We start from the raw sequence: 17,669 nt of genomic DNA on the forward strand, positions 1-17,669 counted from the left end.
TACGGTGCCGGCCGTGCCCGGCACCACGGGGCCGGTGCGCGCCGACGGATCGGCCGGCGCCGGATACGGCCCCACGGCACGGGTACCCAGTCGGCGCAGCGCCGCCCACATCGTCACCGGGTTGGCCGAGAACACCGGGATCACCGGGATCCGGAGCCCGGCCGCGGCGGCGAAGCGCGGACCTCGCGGTCGTGGCCGTACGCCGTGGTGCCCGACCCGGCGCCCGCGCGGGCGAAACGGCACGGGTCGCCCGGGATGGGCGTGACGGCCGGGTTCTCCCGTGGCGGGCGCGATGGCCGGGTTATCCCGTGGTGGTGCGGATGTCGTGATGAGCCGGAAGGGAGCGCGGATCCCGTTACGGGCTCCTATGGCGTGATGCGCGTCGCCGGTCGGGGGAGCCGCGTTCCGGCCCGCCGCGCAGGTGACCGGGCACGGTCGTCCGGCGGTCGGGCCGTGCCCGTGATCCCCCGTGTGACCAGCGAGACTTCGGCGCGTCGATCGGCCACGCCCGCCACGGCAGGGGGCCGGGGCGGCGCGGCCCGGGGCGCCGTGCCGTCGGATCGGGCCGAAAAGGACCGGCATAACCTTCGGGGCTTCGGGTAGCTGCGCGCCCATGGCTCCACCACACAGAACCCCTCCATGGGGCATATCCGTCCGCAGGCCCGGGAGTTCGGGGCCCACTCGCCGATCGCTGCTCGCGGGGGTCGCGGCGCTCGGCGCGCTGGGAGCCGCCGGCTGCTCGCGGGTGGCCACGGCGTCGGACGTGGAAGGCGGTGACCTGCTCGACCGCCTCCGGGCGCAGGGCGTGGTCCGGCTCGGCATCGCGGGCGAGATCCCCTTCGGGTACATCGACAGGAACGGCGAGCTGACCGGCGAGGCACCGGAGCTGGCGAAGGTCATCTTCAAGCGGCTCGGAGTGGACCGGGTGCAGCCGGTGCCGACGGAGTTCGGCTCCCTCATCCCGGGGCTGGCGTCACAGCAGTTCGACGTCGTGGCGGCCGGGATGTACATCAACCCGGACCGCTGCGAGCAGGTCATCTTCTCCGACCCCGACTACCAGATGCTCGACTCCTTCATCGTGCGCAAGGGGAACCCCCTGGGCCTGCGCGACTACCGGGACGTCGTGGAGAAGAAGGCCAGGTTCGCGACCGGCACCGGGTACGCCGAGATCCAGTACGCGGTCGAGGCCGGGTACGAGGAGGGCGACATCCTGATCGTGCCCGACCAGGTGGCCGGCCTCAACGCCGTCGAGGCCGGGCGCGTGGACGTCTTCGCGGGCACGGCGCTGACCACCCGCGAGGTGGTGAAGAAGTCCTCGAAGACCGAGGTGACGGAGGCGTTCAAGCCGGTCGTCGACGGCAAGCCGCACGTCGACGGCGGCGGTTTCGCCTTCCGGCCGACCGAGACCAACCTGCGGGACGCCTTCAACGGCGAGCTCCGGAAGCTCAAGAAGAGCGGTGAACTGCTCCGCATCCTCGAGCCGTTCGGGTTCACCGAGGACGAGATGACCGATCTGACCGCGAAGGAGTTGTGCGGCGGATGACGTCCGGACTGTGGGAACTCGTGCTCCAGGGCACCTGGGTGACGATCCAGCTGCTCTTCTTCAGCGCGCTGCTGGCGACGGCCGTCTCCTTCGTGGCCGGCGTCGCGCGCACCCACCGGCTGTGGATCGTCCGCTTCGTCGCGGGCTTCTACACCGAGGTGTTCCGCGGGACCTCGGCGCTGGTGATGATCTTCTGGGTGTTCTTCGTGCTGCCGCCGGCCTTCGGCTGGCAGCTGGTGCCGATGTGGGCGGGCACGCTGGCCCTCGGCCTGACCTACGGGGCGTACGGATCCGAGATCGTGCGCGGCGCGCTCGGCGCGGTCGACCCGGCGCAGAAGGAGGGCGGCATCGCCCTCAGCTTCACGCCCTGGCAGCGGATGAAGCTGATCCTGCTGCCGCAGGCGGTGCCGGAGATGATCCCGCCCTTCTCGAACCTGCTGGTCGAGCTGCTCAAGGGCACCGCCCTGGTGTCGGTCATGGGCATGGGCGACCTGGCGTTCAGCGGCAACCTGGTGCGTCTCGCGCTGCAGGAGAGCGCGGAGATCTACACCTACGTCCTGCTCATCTACTTCGTGATCGCGTTCCTGCTCACGCGGCTGATGCGCGGGCTGGAGAAGAAGCTGAAGGCGGGCGTCGGGAAGGCGGCGCCGAAGCGCGGGGCCGGCACTCCTGAGCCGGCCGGGATCGGGGGTGTCCGATGAAGTGGGACTGGGGCGCGGTCTCCGACTTCATGCCGCACTTCTGGGACGGGCTGCTGGTCACCCTGCAGATCCTGGTGCTCGGCTCGCTGGTCTCGTTCGTGCTGGGACTGGTGTGGGCGCTGCTGATGCGGGTGCCGAGCCGCTGGGTGACCTGGCCCGTCGGCGTGGTCACCGAGTTCGTGCGGAACACTCCCCTGTTGGTGCAGCTCTTCTTCCTCTTCTACGTGCTGCCCGAGTGGGGGCTGACCTTCTCCGCGCTCACCACGGGTGTGGCCGCCATCGGCCTGCACTACTCGACGTACACGATGCAGGTCTACCGGGCCGGCATCGAGGCGGTGCCGGTCGGCCAGTGGGAGGCCGCGACGGCGCTGAACCTGCCGCTGGGACGGACGTGGACGGCGGTCATCCTGCCGCAGGCGATCCGCCGGGTGGTGCCCGCCCTCGGCAACTACGTGATCTCCATGCTGAAGGACACGCCGTTGCTGATGGCGATCACGGTGCTGGAGATGCTCGGTGAGGCACGGCTGTTCTCCCAGCAGAACTTCCAGTTCACCGAGCCCCTGACGGTGATCGGCGTGGCCTTCGTCATCGTCTCCTACCTGGCCTCCCTTGCCCTGCGAGCCCTGGAGCGACGCCTTGCCCACTGACACCCTCCCCAACCCCGAGAAGAGCCCCGAGCGCAGCTCCGGCGAGCTGATCCGGCTGGAGCGGGTCACCAAGCGGTTCGGGGACAACACCGTCCTCGACCACCTGGACTTCTCCGTCGACGCCGGCCGGCACGTCACCCTGATCGGCCCCTCCGGGTCGGGCAAGACGACGATCCTGCGGCTGCTGATGACGCTGCTCAAGCCCGACGAGGGCACGATCACCGTCGACGGGCAGCAGCTGTTCCCGGCCCCCGAGAAGCAGCGCCGCGAGGTGCGCAAGCAGATCGGGATGGTCTTCCAGCAGTTCAACCTGTTCCCGAACATGAGCGTCCTGCGCAACATCACCGAGGCGCCGGTCACGGTGCTCGGGATGTCCAGGGACGAGGCCGTGGAGCGGGCCGAGGGCCTGCTCGACATGGTGGGCCTGGCCGACAAGTGCGACGCCCGCCCGGCCCAGCTCTCCGGCGGACAGCAGCAGCGCGTGGCGATCGCCCGGGCACTGGCGATGCGGCCGAAGGTGCTCCTCCTCGACGAGGTGACCTCGGCGCTGGACCCGGAGCTGGTCGCGGGCGTCCTCGACCTGCTGCGGGACATCGCCCGCAGCACGGACATCACGATGCTGTGCGTGACCCACGAGATGAACTTCGCCCGGGACATCTCGGACCAGGTCCTGATGTTCGACTCGGGACGGGTCATCGAGGCGGGACCGCCGGAGAAGATCTTCAGCGAGCCGGAGCACGACCGGACGCGGGAATTCCTCAGCGCCGTGCTGTGACCCCGTGCTGCCGCGCCCCCGTGGCCGTCGCCGCCCCAACGCCCGAGGCCGGGGCATTGGGGCACGCCTCTGGCATATGCCAGTGGGCCGGCTCCGCAGATGGGAGCCGGGTAATCCCGTCAACTCCCCCTCGCGCCCGCATGCTTGGCGGCTATCGTGAGGGGGATCCGCTGCCCGGATCGGGGCAGGGGCCTCGCTGGCTAGCGCAGGGGGAGACCACCGTGGCGCTGCAGGACCAACCGACCGCGCCGCACCACTGGGCCCAGGGCGCCCTGCGCGTCCTGGAGACGGTGGCGCGGCACACCACCGGAATCACCGGCACGGAACTCGCCCGGCACACCGGCCTCGGCCGGGAGCGACTGACCACGCTCCTGGGCCTGCTGCACCGGGAGGGCTACGTCGAGCGGACCACCGAGGGCACGTACGTCACCGGGGAGGCCCTGGCCCGCCTGGGCTCGGCCCACGGCGGCGAACGGGCCCCGCGCGAGATGCTCCAGCGCACCCTGGACCGCCTGCGCGACGCGGTGGGCGCCGCCGTCTACGTCGGCCGGTACGTCGAGGGCGAGGTCAGCGTCGTCCAGTACGCCGACGGTCCGGCCACCCCCAGGGTGCACGAGTGGGTGGACTTCCGTGACGCGGCGCACGCCACCGCGCTCGGCAAGAGCCTGCTGACCCAGCTGGACCGCGCCGGCCGCCGCGACCATCTCGCCCGGCACAGGATGGCCCGGCTGACCTCGCGCACCATCACCAGCGACGAGCTCCTGCTGTCCCGGCTGGAGTCCCATCCGCCGGCCGCGCCCGTCCTCGACCTCCAGGAGTACGCGGTGGGCACGGTCTGCGCGGCCGTCCCGGTCACGGCCGGTTCCGCCGTGGGCTGCCTGGCCCTGTCCCTCCCGGTCCAGCAGGCCCACCGGCTGCGGCGGGCCGCGGACGAGCTGAACCGGAACGCGGCGCCGGTACTGCTGTCCCTCGCGATCCAGCCCGCGGGCGCCTGGTCACGAGCACCCCTCGGGACCGGGTAGTATTTTCTTCGTCGCCGACCGCGGGAAGCGGACGGCGGGAGTCATGCGCCGCTAGCTCAGTTGGTTAGAGCAGCTGACTCTTAATCAGCGGGTCCGGGGTTCGAGTCCCTGGCGGCGCACAGAAGGAGGGCCCCTCGCTCAGGCGAGGGGCCCTCCGCTCGTTCAGAAGGTCACGTCCGAGCACGCGTAGAACGCGTTGCCCGTGTCGGCGACCGTCCACACCGCGAGGACGACGTGGTGCCCGCTCAGCCCGGACGGCAGCGTGCCGCTGTGGGAGAGCGTGGCCGGCGGGCGCTGGCCGCCGTAGGGCACCGTGAAGAACGGCGTCAGGTTGAGGTCGGACCGGGCCAGGCTGTGGTTCTGGTTCCACCCCTGCTTGGTGACGTAGTACCTGAAGTCGGTCGTGGCGTGCCGGGCGGTGAACTGCCAGCGGAAGGTGTAGCTCTGCCCGCCGTTCACCTTGGTGGTCGGCCACGCCTGGCCGTCCGGCCGCCTGGGGCTGTCGAGCGCGGCGAACGGCCCGTGCCCGGCGGAGCAGATCTTCCCGTCGGCCGGTCCGGAGGCCGGGAAGCCCTTGGGTCCCTCGACGCTCTGCGGCTCCCACTGGATGGCACCGCATCCGGTGACGGTGCCGTTCTGGCAGACCTTCTGCCGGCTGACCGGGAGGTCGGTGTAGCCGTGGCCGCTGGCACCGCCGGACGAGAGCACGAGGGCTCCGGTGGTCGCCATGCCCACCGCGGCGGCATACAACTTGGTCCTTGTGCGCATACTGCTGCTCCTGTGACGTGGGGGAGATTCAGTGAGCCGTGCAGGTCTAGACCAAGTCCCAGATTATGAGCGCACTTTGAACATGTCCATACCAATCGCGGCACGGGTCGGACGCGGGGTCAGACCCCCGGGTCACCCCGCCCCGCGCAGAACGCCACCGTCAGGTCCTTCACCAGCACCTTGCGTTCGTAGTCGTCCAGTTCGACCAGCCCGCGCATGGTCAGCCGGGTCACCGTGTCCTCCACCGAGTCCACGACCGAGGTGAGCACGCTCGCCCGCTGCGCCGCGTCCAGCGCGGCGATCCGGCGCCGGTGCATCGCCGCGGCGACCTCGGGGGCGTACTCCACGCGGACCGGCCGCACCGAGAACACCTCCAGGCCGACCGGCGCCACGTCCGCCGCCACCAGCCGGGTCAGCGTCTCGCCGGCCACGTCCGCCGCACTGCGCACCGTGCCGAGCGGCTCCACCGGGACCCGGGCCAGCGCCGCCTCGACGCACTCGCGCAGATACGTCTCGTGGTCCTCGATACCCAGCGTGGCCCGCGCGGTCTCCCGCACCCGCCACACCACCAGCGTCACCACCCGCAGCGCGACCCCGTTGCCGTCGGCCGCGGGCATCGGTTCGCTGCGCCAGTGCCGCAGCCGGACGTCGACCCGGCGGCGCAGCAGCAGCGGGTTGACCCACATCAGGCCGGTGCGCCGGACGGTCCCCCGGTAGCGGCCGAACAGGCCGAGCACCCAGGCCTGCCCGGTCCGGCCCCGGGCCAGTCCGCCGAAGCCGAACAGCCCCAGCGCCCCGGCGGCCAGATACGCCGCCCACTGCGCGGGCCCGAGCCCCGCACCCCCGTACGCGGGCAGCCCCGGCGCCCCGGCCGCGAGCGGCGGAAGGACCCCCGCCCACCAGGAGGTCACCGCGCAGCCGGCCGCTCCGCAGACCCCGGCGGCCACGCCCGCCACGCCGGGCAGCACCCGGGCCGGGCGCTCCCTCAGCTCCGGGTCGGCCCGCAGCACGGGGCGCGGGCGCGCGGCGCCGGGGCGCCGTGTCCGGGGCCGCTCCCCCGTGCCCTGCCGACGGCCGACGACCGCGGGCCGCAGCGGCACCGGCGTCGGATCGGGGTCGTCGCGGAACAGCAGGTGGACGGGGATCTCGGTGGTGGCCTCGTTGTGGATGACCCGGTTCGGCCGGGGACCGGACTCCGCCGCCGCTTCGGGCCGGGGAGCGGCCGGTGGCCTGATGTCCGGGTTGGTGGAAGAGGTCGTACTCATGCGTGCTCCAGCCTCCGCGCCAGATGCGCCATGAACGGGTGGTCACCGTCGGCGGACGGTCATGAGAAGAGCCGCCGCCAGGTCTCCGGGCCCGGGTGGCCGTTCGCCGCGCCACCGCGCCAGCCCTGGGCACGCTGGAAGGCCTCGACACCCCGCCGGTCCGCCTCGCCCCAGCGCGGACCCGGTCCGGTCGTGTAGTACTCGCCGAATCCCTTCTTCACCAGCTGCCGGCCGAGCCGGGTGACGTACGGGTTGTCCGCGCCCGGTCCGAACAACGCCCGGCCGGGGTAACCGGCCACGCCGTGCGAGGCGGGGCGCGCGGCCGGGGCCGGGATGTCCTTCCCCCTGCCCTCGGCCAGGAGCCGCCAGGTCTTCGGACCGGGCAGCCCGTCGGCGTCCGGGCCCCGCCAGCCCTGGGCCAGCTGGAACGCCCGGGTCGCCCTGCGGTCCGCCTCCGACCAGCGCGTGCCGGGCCCGGAGGGGTAGAAGTGTCCGCCGCCGCGGGCGACGAGCATCCGGCCCAGCTCGGTGATGTGCTCGCCGCTCGCGCCGGGGCCGAAGGAGGACGCTCCCGGGTAGGCGGAGAGCACCCCCCGGGAGGAGGGGGACGCTCCCGGGGCGGAGGCGGCGGACGGCGCCCCGGCCGCCGTGCGCGCCGTGACCCCCTTGTAGCGGTAGGGCAGGTACTTGTCGGAGTTGCTCCAGTAGGCGTAGGGCGTGGCCAGCTCGCGGGTGTGCGGCGGGGTCTGCTCGTAGGCCGTGTAGGTGGTGTGCGCCTGGTCCGTCCAGCCGCCGAAGATCACCACGTGCGAATCCCGCTGCGGGTCGGACGCGTTGTGGAACAGCAGGATGTCGCCGGGTTCGAGTTCCTCCTTGGTGATCCGGTCCGCGAAGGCGCCGAGGCTCCCCGTCCATTCGTTGGTGGGCAGTTTCCACGCCATCGACACATAACCCGAGCAGTCCTGCCGGTAACCGTCGGACCAGTACGCGGTCGTGCTGTACGGGACCTTGGCGGTGACCCAGGCCTTGGCCCGTTCGATGATCTCCGCACGGGTGAGGGCGACCGGTGCCACCGCGGTCGGGGGCGCCACCGGCCTGCCGGTCCGGCCGTGCAGCGCGGCCCTGGGCCCCTGCGGGGTGTCGACGCCCTGGCCCGCGAAGACGCCGCCCGGCCGGGGCGCGGCGTGGGCGGCGGCCGGGGCCGCCGCGGCCTGGGTCGTGACGAGGGCGGAAGCGGCGGCGGCGGCCACGACCAGCACGCGGTGGGCCGCCGGATGGGCGGGGGCGTGGCCGGCCGGGGAATGCGGCAGCACACGGCGCCAGTGCCGGCAACCGGGGCAGTCGCAGTCGCTCGCGGGCTCGAATTCCTCGAATACCGGAGTCTCCATGCGATTCCCCTCACACACCAGGTGGAAATGTCAGCGGCGCTGCACGTCGACGGAGCGCGTCGGTGCGCGGTGATCAGTTTCTCAACCGTCTTGCCCGCGCGCATGTTGACGGACCGAAGGATGCACCCGGGCGGGCGCACGGGAGGACGCCGCCCCGCCCGCCGCCCGCCGCCGACCCCGGGGGACGGTCCGAGCACCCTCCGGGGTCGGGTAGAGTTGTGCAGGTCAGCAGGCGCCGCTAGCTCAGTTGGTTAGAGCAGCTGACTCTTAATCAGCGGGTCCGGGGTTCGAGTCCCTGGCGGCGCACAGACGACTGAAGGCCTCCTGTACCACACGGGAGGCCTTTGGTGTACCCGGACGCGGACATCTTGCGATCACACCGACGGCCGTAGAACCCTGGTCCGGTTGGGGGGACGGATGCCGAGGGGGGCATCATGCAACCGGGGGCCGTCATTCCGTGTCTAGATAAGCTGTGGACGCCGTGGTGACCGCCACCCACCACTGTGTCGTCCGTGACGGTCGAGGGGGACCGGCGCAGGCGAAGGAAGCTACGAAACACGCGTGACGCGCGTGTGGGGGGATGACTCATGACGTCGACGCCGACGGGCGCCGGGCAGGACCACGACCCGTCCCGGACCACCCAGCTCAGGGCGGTCTCGCACCGGAACTGGAACACCGGCTCGTTCCGTCGAATAAAGAAGACCCTGCCGCGGTACGACTACGAGCACTACAGCCGGCTCGCGGGCCCCCTCACCCAGCCCGACCCGCACCGGCCGTACAAGGTCCAGTACCGCTCGCTGATCTCCCAGGAGCCGCACCGCTTCCGGGTCGCCCTGATGCTGGCCGCGGCGCCGCTGCTGTCGGTGGTGCTGCTGGTGTGGCTGCTCCAGCCGGAGCACTGGACCGACCGCGACTACCCGGCCTTCGACTGGCTGCCCGCGCTCGACATCGTGATGCTCGTCGCGATCGGCCTGATCGAGCTGTTCCGCTGCCTGAACGTGCTGTCGAACGCGCACGCCACGCTGGTCGCCCGCGACCCGGTCCCGGTGGTGCCCGAGAGCGGCACCCGCGTCGCCTTCCTCACCTCCTTCGTGCCCGGCAAGGAGCCGCTGGAGATGGTGACGAAGACCCTGGAGGCGGCCGTGAAGATCCGCCACCGCGGTCTGATGCACGTCTGGCTCCTCGACGAGGGCGACGACCCCGAGGTCAAGGCGGTCTGCGCGCGCCTCGGCGTGCACCACTTCTCCCGCAAGGGCGTCGCGAAGTGGAACATGCCCAAGGGCCCGCACCGTGCCAAGACCAAGCACGGCAACTACAACGCCTGGCTGGAAGCCCACGGCGACGAGTACGACTTCTTCGCCTCCGTCGACACCGACCACGTGCCGCTGCCCAACTACCTGGAGCGGATGCTCGGCTTCTTCCGCGACCCGGACGTCGGCTTCGTCATCGGCCCGCAGGTCTACGGCAACTACGACAACCCGATCACCAAGGCCGCCGAGTCGCAGCAGTTCCTCTTCCACGCCCTGATCCAGCGCGCGGGCAACCGCTACGGCTCCCCCATGTTCGTGGGCACCTCCAACGCGGTGCGCATCAAGGCGCTCAAGCAGATCGGCGGTCTGTACGACTCGATCACCGAGGACATGGCGACCGGCTTCGAGATCCACCGCCACAAGAACCCGGCCACGGGCCGCAAGTGGCGCTCGGTCTACACGCCGGACGTGCTCGCGGTCGGTGAGGGACCCAACGCCTGGACGGACTTCTTCACCCAGCAGATGCGCTGGTCGCGAGGGACGTACGAGACGATCCTCAAGCAGTACTGGAAGGGCTGGTACTCGCTGCCGCCGAGCAAGCTCTTCAACTACACGATGATGATCATCTTCTACCCGATGTCGGCCCTGAACTGGATCCTGGCGGCGCTCAGCTGTGCGCTGTTCCTGGGTCTGGGCGCCTCGGGTGTGAACATCGACCCCGCGGTCTGGCTGATGCTCTACGGCAACGCCTCCGCGCTCCAGATCGGCCTGTACGTCTGGAACCGCCGCCACAACGTCTCGCCGCACGAGCCGGAGGGCTCCGGCGGCGTGGCCGGCATGATCATGTCCGCCCTGTCGGCGCCGCTGTACGCGAAGGCGCTCATCGACTCCGTGCTGCGCCGCAAGAGCAAGTTCGTGGTGACCCCGAAGGGCGACTCGGCCAGCCCCGACACGCTGTTCGGGACCTTCCGGTACCACTGGTACTTCATCCTGATCTTCGCCGGTTCGATCACCGCGGGCTTCGTACTCGGGCACTCCCACCCCGCCATGATCATCTGGGCGACGTTCGCCCTGCTGATCACCGCCTCGCCGATGTTCGCCTGGCGCCACGAACTGCGGAAGGCGAAGAAGAAACCGCCGGTCGTGGCGGCGGAGCCGGCACCGCCGGTCCCGCCGCAGCAGCAGTCGGTGCCCGAGCAGGCGCCCGAGCAGGCGTACGCGCCGCACGCGGCGCGGCGGAAGCCCGACTGGGCTGCCCCCTCCGACGGGGACAGCGACCAGACCATGCAGATCGCCCTTGGTGGACTTGGGGGACGTAAGGAATGAAAGACCGTGCCGGCCGCCGCCGCGCCCGTCGCTTCGCGATAGGTACGGCGGTGGTAGTCGCGCTGGCCGGGATGAACGGGCCGTGGCTCTACCGCTTCGGAACCGAGAAATACCACCAGTACAAGATCAACAAGCCGGAGTACAAGGCCGCCAACGGCAAGTGGGAGATCATCGAGTTTCCCGAGGAGTACCGGCAGAACACCATCCACGCGGCGCTGCTGCGCACCGGCAAGGTGCTGCTGGTGGCGGGGTCGGGCAACAACCAGGACAACTTCGACGCGAAGCAGTTCGACACCCGGATCTGGGACCCGGTCAAGGGGACCGTCAAGAAGGTGCCGACGCCGACCGACCTGTTCTGCACGGGCCACACCCAGCTCGCCAACGGCAACCTGCTGATCGCGGGCGGCACCAAGCGGTACGAGAAGCTCAAGGGTGACGTCACCAAGGCCGGCGGCCTGATGATCGTCCACAACGAGAACCCGGACAAGCCGATCACCCTGCCGGCCGGCACCAGGTTCACCGGCAAGGAGAACGGCAAGACGTTCGTCTCCAAGGACCCGGTCCTGGTGCCCCGCGCCAAGAAGGTCTTCGACCCGGAGACCGGCGCGTTCCTGCGCAACGACCCGGGCTTCGGCCGGATCTACGTCGAGGCGCAGAAGAGCGGCGCCGAGTACGAGACGGGCACGCAGGACAACTACACCGTCCAGGGCCTGTCGGGCGCGGACGCGCGCAACACCTACGGCATCGCGCAGAAACTCGCCCTCGACAAGAAGGACTTCCAGGGCATCCGGGACGCCTTCGAGTTCGACCCGGTCGCCGAGAAGTACATCAAGGTCGACCCGATGCACGAGGCCCGCTGGTACCCGACGCTCACCACCCTGAGCGACGGCAGGATCCTCAGCGTCTCCGGTCTCGACGACATCGGCCAACTGGTGCCGGGCAAGAACGAGATCTACGACCCCGAGACCAAGAAGTGGACCTACACCGACAAGGTCCGCCAGTTCCCGACGTACCCGGCGCTGTTCCTGATGCAGAACGGCAAGGTCTTCTACTCGGGTGCGAACGCCGGCTACGGCCCCGACGACGTGGGCCGTGACCCGGGCATCTGGGACGTGGAGACCAACAAGTTCACCAAGGTCCCCGGCATGAGCGACGCGAACATGCTGGAGACCGCCAACACGGTGCTGCTGCCGCCGGCGCAGGACGAGAAGTACATGGTGATCGGCGGCGGCGGGGTCGGCGAGTCCAAGCTGGCCAGCGAGAAGACGCGGATCGCCGACCTCAAGGCCGACGACCCGAAGTTCGTGGACGGGCCGTCACTGGAGAAGGGCACGCGCTATCCGCAGGCCTCGGTCCTGCCCGACGACAGCGTGCTGGTCTCCGGCGGCTCGGAGGACTACCGGGGCCGCAGCGACTCCAACGTCCTCCAGGCCCGGCTCTACCACCCGGAGACCAACGAGTTCGAACAGGTCGCCGACCCGCTGGTGGGGCGCAACTACCACTCCGGTTCGATCCTGCTGCCCGACGGTCGCCTGATGTTCTTCGGCTCGGACTCGCTCTACGGCGACAAGGCGAACACCAAGCCGGGCAAGTTCGAGCAGCGCATCGAGATCTACACGCCGCCCTACCTGTACCGGGACTCGCGGCCGGACCTGTCCGGTGGCCCGCAGACCATCGAGCGCGGCGCGTCGGGCACGTTCACCTCGCGGGCGGCCTCGACGGTCAAGAAGGTGCGGCTGATCCGGCCGAGCGCCTCGACGCACGTCACCGACGTCGACCAGCGGTCCATCGCGCTGGACTTCAAGGCGGACGGGGACAGGCTGACGGTGACGGTCCCGGAGAACAAGAACCTGGTCCAGTCGGGCTGGTACATGATGTTCGTGACGGACGGGGAGGGGACGCCCTCCAAGGCGCAGTGGGTGCACGTCCCCTGACGCTCCCGCAGGCTGTGCCTCGGGGTGCGGGAGCGCTGCGGCTCGTCGCGCGCACGCGGCGGTGGCCGCACCTGTCACAGCCCCGCGCCCCTAGGGGGTCGTCCCTTGCGCCAGCTTCAGTGCGTACTCCGGCCACCATTCGCCGGCCTTCGGGCCGCCCTTGCACTCGCCGTCCGACTCCCCGGGGCGCTTGACCCACAGGTAGGCGTCCACGAGGGGGTCGGCCGTCTTCGTCGTCGGGGTCTCGCCGAGGGCGCGGCCCGGCGGGTTGCACCAGCGCTCGCCCGGATCGCCCTCGGTGTAGGGGCCGTTGCCGTTGCGGCTGGTGTCGATGACGAAGTGCTTGCCGCCGACCTTGGCGGACAGCTGCTTGCCGTAGGCGATGGAGTCCTCGGTGGTGTAGAAGTTCGAGACATTGACCGAGAAGCCGTCGGCCTGGTCGAGGCCGGCCCGCTTCAGCGGTTCGAAGATCTGGTCGGGGTGGCCCCAGCCGGCGTTGCCCGCGTCCAGGTAGACCTTGGTGTTCTTCAGGGCCGTGAGCTTGGCGACGGCGCCCTTGAGGAGGTCGTAGCGCTCCTCGTGGAACTCCTGGGGGGTGCAGCCGTCCACCAGGTGCAGCACCGCGTCCGGTTCCAGGATGACGGTGGCGGCGCGGTCGCCGATGCCCGCGGCCACGCCGTCGACGAAGGCGCGGTACGCGTTGCCGTCGGCGGCGCCGCCGCCCGAGTACTGGCCGCAGTCGCGGTGCGGGACGTTGTAGAGGACGAGCAGCGCGGTGCGTCCGGCCTCGTGGGCGGCCTCGGTGAAACCGCGGGCCTGCTCCTCGGGGTTCTCCGGGCTGATCCACTCGCCGGTCGGCTGCTCGGCGATCTTGCGGATCCTCGCGGCCTGCTCCTTCTTCCCGGACTTCTCCAGGGAGGCCACCTGCCGGGCCGCCGTGCCGTCGGGGTTGACCCAGAACGGGTCGGTCTCCCTGGGCTGCTGCGTGATCCCCGCGCCCGCGTTCTTGTCCTCGTCGTCCCCGTCCCCGGAGGACGAGCAGCCGGCGAGCAACAGCACCGCCCCCAGCACCGCCGCGGACGCTCGCCTCGTGGACAACGCTCCGGCCCCCCTGCTGCCGTACATCCGACCCCCCTGGGTGCACTGTTCCAAGGCTCAATCGTGACATACGCCCACGACAGGCCACGAGTGCGCCGAGGAGCCGTTGCGGGCGGCGCCGGTCAGGGGCCGAGCCGGAGACGTCTCAGTCGATACAGAACTCGTTGCCCTCGATGTCCAGCATCGGGATGCACGAGTCGGTGCCGTCGTACAGCGTTCGCACGTGTACCGCGCCGAGTGGGACCAGTCGCGCGCGTTCGGCCTCGAGCGCGGCGAGGCGCTCCTCGCCCACGAGTCCGGTGCCGACCCGCACATCGAGGTGCACCCGGTTCTTGGCGGCCTTGCCCTCGGGGACGCGCTGGAAGTACAACCGCGGGCCCACGCCGGAGGGATCGACGCAGGCGAACCAGGAATCCCGCTGCTCAGGCGGCTGCGCTTCCTTGTAGTCGTCCCATGTGGCGAACCCCTCGGGCGGTGGCGGTACGACGTACCCCAGCACCTCGCACCAGAAGCGGGCGAGGCGCTCCGGTTCCGCGCAGTCGAAGGTGACCTGGAACTTCTTGGTCTCTGACATCGGCGCACAGTATCAAGGGGCTCTGCCGCCGCTCACGCCCCATGGGCCGGTTTCCCGGCCGACCGTCCTCGTGCCGACGGTCAGTCACGGGCCGCCCCCTGGGCGCCCGTTCCGGTCAGGTACGCCGAGACGATCACGTTGGCCGTGTAGGTGCCGGTGGCGCGGTCGAAGGTGCCGCCGCAGGTGATCAGGCGGAGTTCGGCGCGTCCCGTGCCGCGCGGACCGTAGGCCTGCCGGGCGTCGAAGCCGTCGCGGGCGAGGACCTGGACGTCGTCGACCGTGAACTCGGCGACCTCGGCGTCGTCCCGGACCACCCGGATCGTCTCGCCGGGCTCCAGGGTGCTGACCTCGTAGAAGACGGCGGGCCGGGTCTCGGTGTCGACGTGGCCCACCAGCAGCGCGGTCCCGGCCGCGCCCGGTGTCACGCCGTCCGCGTACCAGCCGACGGTGCCGGGCCGGTCGTAGGGCGGCGGTTCGATGGCGCCCCTGGTGTCGAGGCCGCGGGCCACGACCGGGGCCCGCAGGCCGAGTCCGGGGATGTCCAGCCGCTGCGGCGGCGCCTCGTCGAGCGGTGCGTGGGCGGGCGGCAGCGGTATGTCGGGGGGCCGGCCGGCCGCCGCCATGTCGCCGGTGGCCGGCCGGGGCACGCCCGCGCGCACGTCGGTGGCCTCGCGGCCCCACAGCCACAGCCCGAGCAGCAGCACCACCCAGGCGATGCCGGTCACCGTGCGGCCGGAACCGGCGGGGCTCCGCTCGTCCTGTCCGGACACGGGTCAGCCCGCCCCGCCGTTGCGGCTGCGGACGCCGCGCAGCGCGACGGCGACGGCGGCGATGGCCGCGAGGACCAGGCCGGTCACGGTGTGCGCCGTGCCGGGAGGCGCGGGCCGGGCCTCGTCCCGGGTGTCCGGGGCGGCCAGGCGCACGGCGCCGCCACCGCCCGCGTCGACGGGGGCGACGGGCGAGGCGGGGGCGGTGGGAGTCGCCGGGCGGCGCCGCTCGGCGACGGTGACGGTGCCCCGGCGGACGGCGTCGCCGCACGTGACCCACACGGCGTGGGCGTCGGCGTCCGTGGTGGAGCGGATCCGGCCGGAGCCGACGAGCTCCCCGTCCTCGCCGGCCGGGGAGAGCCGTACCTCGGAGTCGAACGCCGCCGACGTGGCGAGGGCCGTCGTCGCGGCGCAGTCGGACACGCGCAGCGTGACGTCGCCCCCGGGGGCCGGGGAGGACGGAGTCACCGAGACTCCGCCGCCGTCCGCCGCGTACGCGGCCGGGGCGACCGGCGTGAGCACCAGGGCCAGTGCCGCACCGGCACAGACAGTGACCTTCAGCGAACTCATCGTGCACCTCCAGTTACCTGGAGGCTCCCCCGCGAGGCGGGCCCCCGCATCCTGCGCGAGGGCCCGACTGCTCCGATCGGGCTGTCCCCGGGGTCCGCGGGTTTACGGGTTCAGATCAGCTCGACGAGGTCCGCGATCGAGTCGACCACCTTGGACGGGCGGTACGGGAAGTCCTCGATCTGCTCGGGCCGGGTCAGGCCGGTGAGCACGAGGAAGGTCTGCATCCCGGCCTCCATGCCGGCCAGCACGTCGGTGTCCATGCGGTCACCGATCATCGCGCTGGTCTCGGAGTGTGCGCCGATCGCGTTGAGCCCGGTGCGCATCATCAGCGGGTTGGGCTTGCCGGCGAAGTACGGCTGCTTGCCGGTCGCCTTGGTGATCAGCGCGGCCACCGCGCCGGTCGCCGGGAGCGGCCCCTCGGTGGAGGGGCCGGTCTCGTCGGGGTTGGTGCAGATGAACCGGGCGCCGGCGTTGATGAGCCGTACCGCCTTCGTCATGGCCTCGAAGGAGTACGTGCGGGTCTCGCCGAGGACCACGTAGTCGGGGTCGTGGTCGGTGAGGATGTAGCCGATGTCGTGCAGGGCCGTGGTCAGCCCGGCCTCGCCGATGACGTAGGCCGAGCCGCCGGGGCGCTGGTCGTCCAGGAACTTGGCGGTGGCCAGCGCCGAGGTCCAGATGGACTCGATCGGCACCTCCAGGCCCATGCGGCGCAGCCGGGCGTGCAGGTCGCGCGGGGTGTAGATCGAGTTGTTGGTGAGCACCAGGAAGGGCTTGCCGGACTCGCGGAGCCTCTTGATGAAGGCGTCGGCGCCGGGGATCGGCACGCCCTCGTGGATGAGGACCCCGTCCATGTCGGTGAGCCACGACTCGATGGGCTTGCGGTCTGCCATGTGCGGGATCTCCTGCCGTACGCGGTCCTGCGTGCGCCCCAGCCTAAACAGAGCAGGATCTTGTGGGAACGGCCGTCTCAGCTTCCGGTGGCCTCCTTCCAGGCGTCGATGTAGGAGGTGAGGTTCTTCTCGATGTCGTTCCAGTCGGGCTCGAAGACCTCGACGCCGTCCATCAGCTTGGTGAGGGCGATGGCGTCGGCGTCGGTGGCCTTGACGTCCTGGCGGGCCGCGAAGCCGCCGCCGACCTCGCTGACCTGCGCCTGCGCCTTCTGGCTCAGCATGTAGTCGAGGAGCTTCCTGCCGTTGTCGCCGTGCGGGGCCTTGGTGACCAGGCCGGCCGCGTAGGGCAGGGCGAAGGTGGTGGGCCTGCCGCCCTCGCGGGCCGGGAACCAGATGCCGAGGTTCGGCATGGTCTTGGACTGGGCGTAGTTCATCTGGACGTCCCCGTTGGCGACGAGCAGTTCGCCCTTGTCGACCTTGGGGGCGAGCTTGCCGGTGGAGGCGGACGGGCCGACGTTGTTGGCCTGGAGCTTCTTCAGGTACTCCATGGCGGGCTTCTCGCCGCCGAAGTCGTGCATGGCCTTGATGAGGACGGCGGTGCCGTCGCCGGCGACGCCGGGGGTGGAGTACTGGATCTTGTCCTTGTACCTGCCGTCGAGTAGTTCCTCCCAGGTGGTGGGGGCCTGCTTCAGCTCCTTGGTGTTGTGGACGAACCCGAAGTAGTTGTTGACGACGGCGGTCCAGGTGCCGCCCGCCGCCTTGTCGGCGCCGTCGACCCGGTCGGCGCCCTCGGGGACGTACTTCTGCAGCAGGCCCTTGGTGTCGGCCTGCTGGATGAACGGCGGGAGGGTGACGAGTACGTCGGCCTGCGGGTTGCGCTTCTCGCGGACGGCGCGCTGCACCATCGCGCCGGAGCCGCCCTCGACGTACTCGACCTTGATGCCGGTCTCCTTCTCGAAGTCCTTGAAGATCCGGTCGTACCAGCCGTCGCCGTGCTCGCCCTTGAGGCCGTCGGCGCTGTAGACGGTGACGACGTTCTCGTCGGAGGCGGCGGAGTTGCCGCCGCAGGCGGTCAGCGGGAGGGCGAGGACGCAGAGGGCGGCGAGCGGCTTGGCGGTGTTCCTGGGCATGGCGAGGTGAACTCCTTGCAC

16 protein-coding genes and 2 tRNA genes are annotated in these 17,669 nt (G+C 71.0%); 9 read left to right on the forward strand and 9 right to left on the reverse strand.

Features of this window, described 5'->3' with window-relative positions; translation table 11 throughout:
• Nucleotides 1–613 precede the first annotated feature (613 nt).
• The 6 genes from ehuB (at nucleotide 614) to KUM32_RS24080 (ending at nucleotide 4,807) form a co-directional block, all read left to right on the forward strand.
• Complete coding sequence (ehuB, locus tag KUM32_RS24055) at nucleotides 614–1,543, forward strand: ectoine/hydroxyectoine ABC transporter substrate-binding protein EhuB (RefSeq protein WP_217144021.1); 930 nt, start codon at nucleotides 614–616, stop codon at nucleotides 1,541–1,543.
• Nucleotides 1,540–2,244 (forward strand): ectoine/hydroxyectoine ABC transporter permease subunit EhuC, encoded by a 705-nt coding sequence (ehuC, locus tag KUM32_RS24060; protein WP_217144022.1) that lies wholly within the window; start codon nucleotides 1,540–1,542, stop codon nucleotides 2,242–2,244. The genes ehuB and ehuC overlap by 4 nt, the downstream gene beginning before the upstream one ends.
• Nucleotides 2,241–2,891 (forward strand): ectoine/hydroxyectoine ABC transporter permease subunit EhuD, encoded by a 651-nt coding sequence (gene ehuD, locus KUM32_RS24065; RefSeq protein WP_217144023.1) that lies wholly within the window; start codon nucleotides 2,241–2,243, stop codon nucleotides 2,889–2,891. The genes ehuC and ehuD overlap by 4 nt, the downstream gene beginning before the upstream one ends.
• Nucleotides 2,881–3,666 (forward strand): ectoine/hydroxyectoine ABC transporter ATP-binding protein EhuA, encoded by a 786-nt coding sequence (gene ehuA, locus KUM32_RS24070; RefSeq protein ID WP_217144024.1) that lies wholly within the window; start codon nucleotides 2,881–2,883, stop codon nucleotides 3,664–3,666. Before ehuD ends, ehuA begins: the two co-directional genes overlap by 11 nt.
• A 221-nt stretch (nucleotides 3,667–3,887) precedes the next feature.
• Nucleotides 3,888–4,688 carry an IclR family transcriptional regulator gene (locus tag KUM32_RS24075; RefSeq protein ID WP_217144025.1) on the forward strand — a complete coding sequence of 267 codons (801 nt, stop codon included), beginning with the start codon at nucleotides 3,888–3,890 and terminating at the stop codon, nucleotides 4,686–4,688.
• Nucleotides 4,689–4,733: 45 nt separating this feature from the next.
• Nucleotides 4,734–4,807, forward strand: a tRNA-Lys gene (locus KUM32_RS24080).
• Between the two features lie 43 nt (nucleotides 4,808–4,850).
• Here KUM32_RS24080 and KUM32_RS24085 read toward each other — a convergent pair.
• The 3 genes from KUM32_RS24085 to KUM32_RS24095 all read right to left on the reverse strand — a co-directional run bounded on the left by KUM32_RS24085 (nucleotide 4,851) and on the right by KUM32_RS24095 (nucleotide 8,109).
• On the reverse strand, nucleotides 4,851–5,456 hold the full coding sequence (locus KUM32_RS24085; RefSeq protein WP_217144026.1) for a lytic polysaccharide monooxygenase: 606 nt from the start codon (nucleotides 5,454–5,456) through the stop codon (nucleotides 4,851–4,853).
• A gap of 119 nt (nucleotides 5,457–5,575) precedes the next feature.
• On the reverse strand, nucleotides 5,576–6,721 hold the full coding sequence (locus KUM32_RS24090) for an SPFH domain-containing protein (RefSeq protein WP_217144027.1): 1,146 nt from the start codon (nucleotides 6,719–6,721) through the stop codon (nucleotides 5,576–5,578).
• 59 nt (nucleotides 6,722–6,780) lie between these two features.
• Complete coding sequence (locus KUM32_RS24095) at nucleotides 6,781–8,109, reverse strand: peptidoglycan-binding protein (protein WP_217144028.1); 1,329 nt, start codon at nucleotides 8,107–8,109, stop codon at nucleotides 6,781–6,783.
• 232 nt (nucleotides 8,110–8,341) lie between these two features.
• On the opposite strand from KUM32_RS24095, the gene KUM32_RS24100 reads away from it, so the two are divergent.
• The 3 genes from KUM32_RS24100 (at nucleotide 8,342) to KUM32_RS24110 (ending at nucleotide 12,619) form a co-directional block, all read left to right on the forward strand.
• Nucleotides 8,342–8,415: transfer RNA gene (locus tag KUM32_RS24100), tRNA-Lys, on the forward strand.
• A gap of 281 nt (nucleotides 8,416–8,696) precedes the next feature.
• Nucleotides 8,697–10,685: a glycosyltransferase family 2 protein gene (locus KUM32_RS24105; RefSeq protein ID WP_217144029.1), complete on the forward strand. Its 1,989-nt coding sequence runs from the start codon at nucleotides 8,697–8,699 to the stop codon at nucleotides 10,683–10,685.
• Nucleotides 10,682–12,619, forward strand: a complete 1,938-nt coding sequence (locus KUM32_RS24110; protein WP_217144030.1) for a kelch motif-containing protein — start codon at nucleotides 10,682–10,684, stop codon at nucleotides 12,617–12,619. The genes KUM32_RS24105 and KUM32_RS24110 overlap by 4 nt, the downstream gene beginning before the upstream one ends.
• 90 nt (nucleotides 12,620–12,709) lie before the next feature.
• Here the strand turns inward: KUM32_RS24110 and KUM32_RS24115 are convergent, their stop codons facing one another.
• The 6 genes from KUM32_RS24115 to KUM32_RS24140 form a co-directional block, all read right to left on the reverse strand.
• Complete coding sequence (locus KUM32_RS24115) at nucleotides 12,710–13,744, reverse strand: glycoside hydrolase family 6 protein (RefSeq protein ID WP_217144031.1); 1,035 nt, start codon at nucleotides 13,742–13,744, stop codon at nucleotides 12,710–12,712.
• Nucleotides 13,745–13,862: 118 nt separating this feature from the next.
• A complete protein-coding gene (locus tag KUM32_RS24120; RefSeq protein WP_217144032.1) occupies nucleotides 13,863–14,291 on the reverse strand; it encodes a VOC family protein in 429 nt (142 codons plus the stop codon).
• 80 nt (nucleotides 14,292–14,371) lie between these two features.
• Nucleotides 14,372–15,061 (reverse strand): class F sortase, encoded by a 690-nt coding sequence (locus KUM32_RS24125; RefSeq protein WP_217144033.1) that lies wholly within the window; start codon nucleotides 15,059–15,061, stop codon nucleotides 14,372–14,374.
• A gap of 3 nt (nucleotides 15,062–15,064) precedes the next feature.
• Nucleotides 15,065–15,628: a hypothetical protein gene (locus tag KUM32_RS24130; RefSeq protein WP_217144034.1), complete on the reverse strand. Its 564-nt coding sequence runs from the start codon at nucleotides 15,626–15,628 to the stop codon at nucleotides 15,065–15,067.
• 110 nt (nucleotides 15,629–15,738) lie between these two features.
• A complete protein-coding gene (locus tag KUM32_RS24135) occupies nucleotides 15,739–16,518 on the reverse strand; it encodes an HAD-IIA family hydrolase (protein WP_217144035.1) in 780 nt (259 codons plus the stop codon).
• Between the two features lie 77 nt (nucleotides 16,519–16,595).
• Nucleotides 16,596–17,648 carry a 2-aminoethylphosphonate ABC transporter substrate-binding protein gene (locus tag KUM32_RS24140; RefSeq protein ID WP_217144036.1) on the reverse strand — a complete coding sequence of 351 codons (1,053 nt, stop codon included), beginning with the start codon at nucleotides 17,646–17,648 and terminating at the stop codon, nucleotides 16,596–16,598.
• Between the last annotated feature and the right edge of the window lie 21 nt (nucleotides 17,649–17,669).

The sequence above is a fragment of the Streptomyces sp. AC627_RSS907 genome, from assembly GCF_019049165.1.